The 9562-nt window shown below is 75.2% G+C and carries 10 protein-coding genes; 4 read left to right on the top strand and 6 right to left on the bottom strand.

Going from position 1 to position 9562, the window contains the following annotated elements; translation table 11 throughout:
* The first annotated feature begins 19 nt into the window (after positions 1–19).
* Positions 20–484 carry a MarR family winged helix-turn-helix transcriptional regulator gene (locus tag ACFVUY_RS15490; RefSeq protein WP_387692963.1) on the top strand — a complete coding sequence of 155 codons (465 nt, stop codon included), beginning with the start codon at positions 20–22 and terminating at the stop codon, positions 482–484.
* On the opposite strand, the gene ACFVUY_RS15485 is transcribed toward ACFVUY_RS15490, so the two are convergent.
* Both ACFVUY_RS15485 and ACFVUY_RS15480 read right to left on the bottom strand, forming a co-directional pair.
* Positions 481–1833, bottom strand: coding sequence for an RNA polymerase sigma factor (locus ACFVUY_RS15485; protein ID WP_387730143.1), 1353 nt, complete (start codon positions 1831–1833; stop codon positions 481–483). The genes ACFVUY_RS15490 and ACFVUY_RS15485 overlap by 4 nt on opposite strands.
* Before the next feature lie 51 nt (positions 1834–1884).
* A complete protein-coding gene (locus ACFVUY_RS15480) occupies positions 1885–2256 on the bottom strand; it encodes a YciI family protein (RefSeq protein WP_387692819.1) in 372 nt (123 codons plus the stop codon).
* Between the two features lie 342 nt (positions 2257–2598).
* Here ACFVUY_RS15480 and ACFVUY_RS15475 point away from each other — a divergent pair, with 342 nt between their 5' ends.
* Together ACFVUY_RS15475 and ACFVUY_RS15470 are read left to right on the top strand one after the other, a co-directional pair.
* Positions 2599–3060 (top strand): molybdopterin-dependent oxidoreductase, encoded by a 462-nt coding sequence (locus ACFVUY_RS15475; protein WP_387730140.1) that lies wholly within the window; start codon positions 2599–2601, stop codon positions 3058–3060.
* A gap of 119 nt (positions 3061–3179) precedes the next feature.
* Positions 3180–3698, top strand: coding sequence for a GNAT family N-acetyltransferase (locus tag ACFVUY_RS15470; RefSeq protein WP_387692815.1), 519 nt, complete (start codon positions 3180–3182; stop codon positions 3696–3698).
* Positions 3699–3736: 38 nt separating this feature from the next.
* Here the strand turns inward: ACFVUY_RS15470 and ACFVUY_RS15465 are convergent, their stop codons facing one another.
* The gene (locus tag ACFVUY_RS15465; RefSeq protein ID WP_387730137.1) at positions 3737–4759 is read right to left on the bottom strand and encodes a LacI family DNA-binding transcriptional regulator; all 1023 of its coding nucleotides are present in this window, start codon (positions 4757–4759) and stop codon (positions 3737–3739) included.
* A gap of 168 nt (positions 4760–4927) precedes the next feature.
* Here ACFVUY_RS15465 and ACFVUY_RS15460 point away from each other — a divergent pair, with 168 nt between their 5' ends.
* Positions 4928–5947, top strand: coding sequence for a DUF4436 family protein (locus ACFVUY_RS15460; protein ID WP_387730135.1), 1020 nt, complete (start codon positions 4928–4930; stop codon positions 5945–5947).
* Here ACFVUY_RS15460 and ACFVUY_RS15455 read toward each other — a convergent pair.
* From ACFVUY_RS15455 to ACFVUY_RS15445, 3 genes are all read right to left on the bottom strand, one after another.
* The gene (locus tag ACFVUY_RS15455; protein ID WP_387730132.1) at positions 5919–6671 is read right to left on the bottom strand and encodes a GNAT family N-acetyltransferase; all 753 of its coding nucleotides are present in this window, start codon (positions 6669–6671) and stop codon (positions 5919–5921) included. The genes ACFVUY_RS15460 and ACFVUY_RS15455 overlap by 29 nt on opposite strands.
* Before the next feature lie 77 nt (positions 6672–6748).
* Entirely contained in the window at positions 6749–7843 is a 1095-nt protein-coding gene (locus ACFVUY_RS15450) for a WD40/YVTN/BNR-like repeat-containing protein (RefSeq protein ID WP_387730129.1), read from the bottom strand.
* 217 nt (positions 7844–8060) lie between these two features.
* Entirely contained in the window at positions 8061–9503 is a 1443-nt protein-coding gene (locus ACFVUY_RS15445; protein ID WP_387730126.1) for a dihydrolipoyl dehydrogenase family protein, read from the bottom strand.
* Positions 9504–9562 lie beyond the last annotated feature (59 nt).

Raw genomic sequence — 9562 nt, 5'->3', positions numbered from 1 at the left:
GCTTCACCCCATGTCCTCACTGAACGAACCCCGCTGGCTGGACCCGGACGAGGCGGCCGCCTGGCGGGGCTTCGTCGTCGCGAGCAACCTGCTGAACCGGCGGCTGGAACGCCAGCTCAAGGAGGACTCCGGGCTCTCCCACCAGCAGTACGAGATCCTGGTGCACCTGTCCGCGGCCCCCGGCGGCTCGCTGCGGATGACCGAACTCGCCGACAAGCTGGTCACCTCCAAGAGCGGCCTGACCTACCAGGTCACCCAGCTGGAGCGGGCCGGCCTGGTCGCCCGCCGCTCCTGTCCCAGCGACGTGCGCGGCGTCATCGCCGAACTCACCGACCAGGGGCGGGAGGCGCTGCGCCAGGCCGCGCCCGGGCACGTCGCCCTGGTTCGCGAGCTGCTGATCGACGTGCTCACCCGCGAGCAGCTCGCCGTGCTCGCCGAGGGCCTCGGCGCGGTCAGCGCCCGGCTGCGCCTGGAGGACGCCTAGCCTGCCGGAGGCCCCGGCGGCCGACTCCGCCCCGGCTCCGGCGACCGACCCCGCCCCGGCTCCGGCGACCTGCCTCGGCTCCGGCCCCGGCGACCTGCCCCGGCCGGGTCGAGCGCCGTCGCCCGCTCCAGCAGCAGCTGCCGCTCCCGCTCGTTGCGGGTCAGCCCCGACGCCCGCTCGAACTCTGCCCGGGCCTCCGCCACCCGCCCCAGCCGGGCCAGCAGATCGCCCCGCACGCTCGGCAGCAGGTGGTAGCCGCGCAGTGCCGGCTCCGCCGCCAGCTCGTCCACCAGCTCCAGTGCCGCGGCCGGGCCCCGGGCCATCGAGACCGCCACCGCCCGGTTCAGTGCCACCACCGGGGACGGCGACAGCGCCAGCAGCCGCTCGTACAGCGCGGCGATGGTCGCCCAGTCGGTGTCCTCGTACCGTCGCGCCTTGGCGTGGCAGGCGGCGATCGCGGCCTGCACCGAGTACGGCCCGGTTCCCGCCCGCTGCAGGGCGTCGAAGCCGCGCCGGATCAGCAGCCCGTCCCAGCGGGCCCGGCTCTGCTCGGCCAGCAGCAGCGGCCGACCGTCCGGGCCCGTCCGGGTGGCCGTGCGCGAGGCCTGGAACTCCAGCAGTGCGGCCAGCCCGTGCGCCTCCGGTTCCGCCGGGATCAGCGCGGCCAGCACCCGGGCCAGCCGCAGAGCGTCCTCGCACAGCCGGGGGCGGAGCAGGTCGTCCCCGGCGGTCGCCGAGTAGCCCTCGTTGAAGATCAGGTAGATGACCTCCAGTACCGAGGAGAGCCGCTGCGCCCGGTCCTCCCCGTACGGCACCTCGAACGGCACCCCCGCCTTCGCCAGCGTCCGCTTGGCCCGGACGATCCGCTGCGCCACCGTCGACTCGGGCACCAGGAAGGCGCGGGCGATCTCCGGCGTGGCCAGCCCGCCGAGCAGCCGGAGAGTGAGGGCGATCCGGGACTCCGCCGACAGCACCGGGTGGCAGGCGGTGAAGACCAGTCGCAGCAGGTCGTCGTCGATGTCCTCCGGCTCGGCCGGCTCCGGGGGCGGCACGTCCTGCGCCGACCGCCCCACCTCGGCGAGCTTGCGGGCGTAGACCTCCCGGCGGCGGACCAGGTCGATCGCCCGGTGCCGGGCGGTCGTCGTCAGCCAGGCGCCCGGATTGTCCGGGACACCCTCCCGCGGCCACTGCTCCAGCGCGGCCACCAGTGCGTCCTGTGCCAGCTCCTCCGCGATGCCCACGTCCCGTACGATCCGGGCGACCCCGGCGATGATCCGGGCGGACTCGATCCGGAACGCCGTCTCGACGGCCGCCGCCGCGGTTCCTCGGGTAACAGCCCTCTCCGTCACGGCCACCCATCAGAGCAGCCGCCGGAGAGGGGGGCAAGCACGGCCACGACGTTACTTCCGCGGCTCGGGCATCTCATCGATCTGCCGGACCTCCGCCTCGACCTGCCAGTGCACCGGGTGGGCCTGCAGGAAGCGGCGGGTCCACTCCAGGGCCTCGGCGTGGTCCTTGCACTGGAGGACGGCGTAGCCGCCGACGACCTCCTTGGTCTCGGTGAACGGCCCGTCGGTGAAGCCGACCTTCCCGCCGGCCCAGGTCAGCCGGGTGCCCCGGGAGCTCGGGGTGAGGCCGGCCGTCTCCAGCATCACGCCGGCCTTGGTGATCTCCTCGAACAGGGCCCCCATCCGCTGCTCGAAGTCCGGGTCCGGCTCCCATCCCTCACGGGCCTGCTCGTCGATGCGGATCAGCGTCATGAAGCGCGGCATGGTGACTCCTCGGTCGTGCGGGCGGGGTCTCTCCCCGCCTCTCACCCCTGCGTCGAACCGGACGGTGCCTGATCGACATCCGCCGCGGAGAATCTTTCCGGCTCCTCCCGCTCCGCGACGGCTGCGCCCCGTCCGCCGTCCGCCCCGGACGGTGTCCGCCCCGTCCGCCGGGCGCTGCGCTTCGACGGCGACTGAGCGCAGATTCCGGCCGAACAGGGGCTTCGCTATCGCAATTGCGGATGAATGGCGGCATTAACCCTGGCAGTTGCGAATGCCCGAGCGGCCCCTCGGGTAGTCCTCCTCGCGGGCCACGGCGCCGTGGCCCGCGAGGAGGGAGCACCCATGACCCCGGCGAGACCCACCGTCCGACTCCACGGCCACCTCGACCGCCCCGCCGAGCTGACGGTGGCGCAACTGCGCGCCCTCCCCGCCCACCGGGTCGAGGTCGGTTTCGACTGCCGGAGCGCGGGCGAGCAGCGCCACGGCTACGAGGGCCCGACACTGCTGGACGTGCTGCGCTCCGCCCGCCCGCGGATCGACTTCTCCGGCCGCAAGCAGCGGCTGCGCTTCCTGCTCTCGGTGGCCGGCGCCGACGGCCACCGGGCGGTGGTCTCCTGGGCCGAGATCGACCCGGACTTCGGCGACCAGCAGATCCTGCTCGCCACCAGCATGGACGGCGCCCCGCTGGACGCGGCCGGCCCGCAGCTCGTCGTCCCCGACGACCGCTGCGGCGCCCGCTACGTCAGCTCCGTCACCGCCGTCTGGCTCGGCCCCCTCGGCGACCCGGCGCCCCCCGCGGCCTGACGCCCGGCCGCCCACCCCGCGGGCCCTGCCGCCCCGGTCCGGCGGCCGCGCGCCGGAAGGGCCGGACGGCGGTCCGAAAACACTCGCCGGAGCCGGGTTTCCGTGCCAACATGCCCCATATGGGGACGATTCTTCACGGCACCTTGGTCACGCTCCGCCCGGCCACCGGCGAGGACATCCCGGCGTTGGCGGCCATCCGCGGCACGCCCGAGGTGTTCTCCCGCTGGCGGGGCGGCGACGACCTGGCCGGCGAGGTCGCCAACGACCTGGAATCGCCCGGCACCGAGACCTTCGCGATCGACCTCGGCGGCAAGGTGGTCGGTGCCATCCAGTGGTACGCCAACAACGACGACGAGTACCGGCACGCCGGGATGGACCTCTACCTCGATCCGACGGTGCACGGCCTGGGCCTGGGCACCGACGCCGTGCGCACGATGGCCAGGCACCTGGTGCACGACCACCACTACCACCGGCTGGTGATCGACCCGGCGGAGGACAACCTCGCCGCGATCCGCTGCTACACCAAGGTCGGCTTCCGCACCGTCGGCACCATGCGCCAGTACGAGCGCGGCCCGGACGGCACCTGGCACGACAACCTGCTGATGGACCTGCTCGCGGACGAACTGCTCGAAGGCTGAGCGGCCCCGGATCCTCTCGCCCCCCGGCGCCCCGGGGGTCAGGCCGCAGCCGGCGGGCAGCCGCAGGAGCGCCGGACCACCAGCTCTGCCGGGAAGGTGCGGGCGCCCCGGGCACGGCGCTCCGGCCCGCCGAGGACTAGTTCCAGCGCGGCGCGGGCCATCTCGTCCTGCGCCGTGGTGACGGTGGTCAGGGCGGGTCCGGCGATCACCGCCTCGGCGATGTCGTCGAAGCCGGCCACCGCGAGGTCCTCCGGCACCCGGATGCCGAGGTCGTCGGCGGCCCGCAGCAGGCCGATCGCCTGGTCGTCCGTCGTGCAGAACACGGCGGACGGCCGGTCGGGCCGGGCGAGCAGGGCGAGCGCCTCGGCGTGCGCCCGGACCCGGTCGAACGGGGCCGGGACGAGCCGCCCCTCGACGGGCAGCCCGGCCTCCTCCAGCGCGGCGGCCCAGCCGGCCGTCCGCCCGGTGACCGGGTCGTGCGGGCTGAGCGCGAGGGTGCCGCCGAAGCAGTGCACCTCGGCGTGGCCGTGCCCGAGCAGGTGGCGGACCACCTCGCGGGCGCCGCCCTCGTCGTCCGCGACCACGGCGACGCCGCCGGTGCTCTCCGCCCGGTGGTGCAGCAGCACCACGGGGGTGCCGTCGGCCACGTCGAAGCCGGTCAGCCCGGGGGTGGCCGGGTCCTGGGTGACCAGGATCAGACCGTCCACCTGCATCCCGAGGAAGGCGCGGATGTAGTGGGCCTCGCGTTCGTCGGCGTAGTCGGAGTTGCCGATCAGCAGCAGCCGGCCGTGCTCGGCGGCGGCCTGCTCGACGGCGTGCGCGAGCCCGGCGAAGAACGGCTGGCGGGCGTCCGGCACGACCATCCCGAGCAGGTCGGTCCGCCGCCGGGCCATCGCCTGGGCGACCCGGTTCGGCCGGTAGCCGAGCTCCTCGACCGCCGCGAGCACCCGCGCCCGGGTCGCCGCCGCCACCGGCCGCGGCCCGTCGTTGATCACATAACTCACGACCGCCGTGGACGTCCCCGCCACCCGCGCCACATCGTCCCGTGTCACCCTCGCCATGACCGTTGAGCCTACACAGCCCCCGCGACCAGCCTGTTTGCCGAGTCTTCGGCCGGTGTCCGGCCGCCCCGATCGGCCCCGTGCGGTTGCGCCCCGGCCGCGGCCGCCCGGAGGGTGGCGGGACAGGCGGCACCCGGAGCCGCCACCGCCGACCGTGGGAGCAGGCCGATGAGCGCGCCGCCGCACCGGCGGGCCGTCCGGAGCACGCGCCCGGCGGCCCGGCCGCGGGTCCGGATCCACGCCCGGGTGCGGGCCACCCGGGCCGCGGCGCCGGTGCCCAGGGTCGCGCCCTGGCGCCCGTACGCGGTACTGGCGGCGATCCTGCTGTTCTGCGCGGCCGGGCTGCTGCTCTACCTCAACGAGCGCTCCAGCCGCGGCCACGCCCAGGTGGTGGGCACCGCGCCCGGGCCGGACTTCCTGGAGGTCGACGTGACGCTGCAGCGGGTGGACGCGGCCGCGCAGACGCTCACGGCGAAGGTCCTGGTCCAGCCGCACGGCGCCCTGGGGCAGGCGGACAGCCTGCTGGTCCCGGCGGGGGACGTGGTGCTGGAGACCACCTCGCTCGAACAGACCACGCTCAGGTACCCGGCCGGCCAGCAGGCCGGCTCCAGCGCGGTGTCCTTCAACCTCTTCGACGGGCGGCTCTCGGACTACCCGTTCGACCGCTACAACGCGATCGTCGGCTTCCAGGCCACCGTCGCCGGGCGTCCGGTCCCGGTGGTGATCGGCCTGACGGAGGCCGACCCCTTCTTCGTCTTCCGGCGGAGCGAGGAGGTGAGCGAGGGCTCCGGCGTCGCGGTGACCGAGCGGATCAGCCGTTCGCGCAGCACCTTCATCCTGGCCTGGTTCATGATGGCCGCGATGTGGGCGCTGGCGCTGTCCGTGCTGGTGGCGGCCTGGCTGATCGTCCGGCAGCGGCGCGGCATCGTCTGGCCCGCCCTCGGCTGGATGGCGGCCACGCTGTTCGCCCTGGTCGGGATGCGCAACGCCGCGCCCGGCAACCCGCCGATCGGTTCGCTGCTGGACTACGCGGCGTTCTTCTGGGCGGAGCTGCTGGTCGCGGTCGGCCTGACCATGGTCGTGGTGCGCGGCGCCCGCGTCGAGGGCGGGCACAAGGACAAGGGCCAGTACCGCAACGGTGCTGACCGTGCAGTACTGGCTAAGCCGCGTCGGGCACGACCACCGTGAGCGAGGTCTCCTGGAGCAGGAAGCCCAGCGACTCGTAGAGCCGGCGGGCCGGGTTGCCCTCGGACACCACGAGGGTCACGTCGGCGAGCCCGCGCGCGGCGGCGTCCCCGACGGCGCGGCGCAGCAGGTCGGCGCCGAGGCCGCGGTAGCCGCGCTCCGGGTGGCGGAAGACGTCGGCGATCCACGGCCGGCCGTCGCGGTCGGTGAGGATCAGCCCGGCGACCACGCGGTCCTCGGCGTCCACCGCCAGCAGGCTGGACGGCAGCACCGGGCCGATGGCCTTCCCTTCGAGCAGCAGGCCGAGCCGTTCGGCCAGCACCTGGGCCTTCTCGCCCGGGTAGAAGTCGACGTGGCCGGGGTGGAACGCGCCCCGCCAGGCCTCGTACAGCTCCTCGGGCGCGCGGTCGCAGGGCACCGTCCGCAGGCCCTCGCGCAGCGGCGTCCCGGCCCAGTCGGCGGGCGGGGGATCGGCGCGCAGGTCGCGGCGGAAGGTGTGGGCGTGCCGCAGCACCCGCGCGCCGTGCGTCACCAGCTCCTGCCCGAGCGCGGGAGGGCCGGAGACCACCCAGCCGGGCAGCTCGGCCCGGATGAACCCGGCGGCGTCCACCGATCCGTCCAGGACCTCCAGCAGGTCGGCCCAGGGCCGCCCCTCCCGCTCGTCCAGCAGGTAGCGCAGCACCGGCTCGCCGTCGGCACCCCGCCTGACCACCCAGTCCTCGGCCATGGCCCACCCCACAATCGTGCGATCGTTCGTCGGCGGCCCATGCTCACCGAGGTCCTGCCGTACGGCAACCGGTTATTTCAGGCCACCACCGCGGCCCGGACGCAGAGCACGTCCGGCAGGTGGGAGAGCAGCAGCGACCAGCTCTCGCCCTCGTCGCGGCTGCCGTACACGTCGCCGGTCCGGTTGCCGAAGTAGATGCCCGCCGGGTCGGCGTCGTCGGTGCGCAGGGCGTCGCGCAGCACGATGCCGTAGTGGTCCTCGCCGGGCAGGCCCTGGGCGAGCTGCTGCCAGCTGGTGCCGCCGTCGGTGGTGCGGAAGACCCGGCAGCGGCGGCCGGGCGGGATGCGGTCGTCCGAGCCGCCGAGCGGGAAGAGGTAGGCGGTGCCGGCCCGGCGCGGGTGGGCGGCCACGGCGAAGCCGAACTCGGCGGGCAGCCCGTCCACGATCGAGTGCCAGCCGGCGCCCCAGTCGTCGCTGCGGTAGACGCCGCCGTGGTTCTGGAGGTAGAGCCGGTCCGGGTGGACGGGGTCCTGGGCGATCTTGTGCACGCACTGGCCGAACTCGGGGTACTGGCCCTCCTCCGGGAGGAACTCGGCGCGCAGGCCGGTGTTGGAGGGCTGCCAGCTGTCGCCGCCGTCCTTGCTGCGGTAGACGCCGCCGCTGGAGACGGCGACCAGCAGCCGCTGCGGGTCGCGCGGGTCGGTCAGGATGGTGTGCAGGCCCTGGCCGCCGTACCCGGCGCCCCACTGCGACCGCTGCGGGTGGTTCCAGAGCGGCTCGACGAGCGCGAAGCTCTCGCCGCCGTCGGTGGAGCGGAACAGCGCGGCCGGTTCGGTGCCCGCGTAGACGACGCCGGGGGCCTCCGCCCCGGCGGGCTGGAGCTGCCAGACCCGGGTGAGCGAGGCGCCGGTGGACTCGGGGAAGCGGATGGCCGGCCGCGGCGGCTCGTACCAGCCGGCGCCGAGGTCGTCGGAGCGCCAGACGGAGGGCCCCCAGTGGCTGCTGTCGGCGCCGACCAGCACTCTGGTCCGGCCGTCGCGGAGGTCGATGGAGACCGAGTAGATCGCGTTCATCGGGAAGTGCGGCCCGCTGAACTCCCACGTCAGCCGGTCGCGGCTGCGGCCGAGAAAGAGGCCCTTCTCGGTTCCGACGGCCAACAGCACCTCGGTCATGCCTCACACCACCTGGTCATGTGCACGGCCCCCCGGGACGGCCCCCGACTGCCAGTGTCCCGCCGACCACCGGTGGCCACATCTCGCCGCGCCGGTCACCTGGGAGGCCGACACGAACGAGGGCCGTCCGGGGCCCGCCCGTAGGAGCGCCGCCCGGGCGGGGTGCCCGCCCGCAGGAGCGCCGGCGCCCGGGTGCCCGTCCGCAGACCGTGCGTCGCTACCCCCGGCAGTCCTCCAGCAGCCGCAGCCAGACCTCGCTGATCGTCGGGTAGGAGGGCACCGCGTGCCAGAGCCGGTCGATCGGCACCTCGCCGACCACCGCGACGGTGGCCGAGTGCAGCAGTTCGGCCACCCCGGGGCCGACCAGGCAGGCGCCGACGAGCACCTTCCGGTCCAGGTCGAAGACCACCCGGGCCCGGCCGCGGTAGTCGTCGCCGTAGAGCGAGGCCCCGGCGACGGAGCCGATCTCGTGGTCGACGGTCTTCACCCGCAGCCCGGCCGCCTCGGCGGCGGCCCGGGTCAGACCGACGGCGGCGACCTCGGGCTGGGTGAACACCACCTGGGGCGCGCCCGCGAGGTCGGCGGACGCGGCGTGCGCGCCCCAGCGCGAGGTGTCCAGCGGGAGCCCCTGCGCGCGGGCGGCGATCGCCGCGCCGGTGATCCTGGCCTGGTACTTGCCCTGGTGGGTGAGCAGCGCCCGGTGGTTGACGTCCCCGGCGGCGTAGAGCCACTCGCCGTCCACGCCGAGCACCGTGCAGCTGTCGTCCACCTCCAGCCAGTCGCCCGGCTTCAGGCCGACCTGCTCCAGCCCGACATCGGCGGTGCGCGGGGCCCGGCCGGTCGCGTACAGCACCTCGTCGACGGTCAGCGTGCCGCCGCCGTCGAGGGCGAGGGTCACCGGCCCGGAGCCGTCCGCCCGCTCCAGCGCGGTGACCTCGGTGCCGAAGCGGAGGTCCACCCCGGCGGCCCGCAGGCCCTCCGCGACCAGCTCGCCCGCGAACGGCTCCATCCTCGGCAGCAGCCCGTCACCGCGCACCAGCAGCACCACCTCGGAGCCGAGCGCCCGCCAGGCGGCGGCCATCTCCACCCCGACCACCCCGCCGCCGACCACGGCCAGCCGCCCGGGGACGGTCTGCGAGCCGGTGGCCTCCCGGTTGGTCCACGGGTGGGCCTCGGCGAGCCCCGGCACGTGCGCGGGCAGTACCGGGCGGCTGCCGGTGCACACCACGACGGCGTGCCGGGCGGTGAGCATCCGCTCGCTGCCGTCCTCGGCCTCCACCGTCACCGTCCGCACCCCGGCCAGCCGGCCGTGGCCGCGGACCAGCTCGATGCCGGTGTCCCGCAGCCACCGCACCTGGCCGTCGTCCTTCCAGTCGGAGGCGAAGGAGTTCCGCCGGGCCAGCACCGCGGCCGGGTCCAGCCGCCGGCCGTCGACCGCCTCCCGGGAGCCGGCCACCGCGCGGGCGTCGGCCAGCGCGGCCACCGGCCGCAGCAGCGCCTTGCTGGGCATGCAGGCCCAGTACGAGCACTCGCCGCCGACCAGCTCGGCCTCCACGATCACGGTGCTCAGTCCGGCGGCGACCGTCCGGTCGGCCACGTTCTCGCCGGTCGGCCCGGCTCCCAGGACGATGACGTCGTACTCCTCGGCGGTGCTGGTCATGCCCTGTCCTCCGTCGTCTCGATGGCCACCCCGGCCCGCACGGCGGGGTGGCGGGCGTG

It is taken from the genome of Kitasatospora sp. NPDC058063, from assembly GCF_042885395.1.
Classification (GTDB): domain Bacteria; phylum Actinomycetota; class Actinomycetes; order Streptomycetales; family Streptomycetaceae; genus Kitasatospora; species Kitasatospora lactacystinica.
The sequence above is the reverse complement of the archived record's forward strand: the minus strand, read 5'-3'. Positions and strand labels throughout refer to the sequence as shown.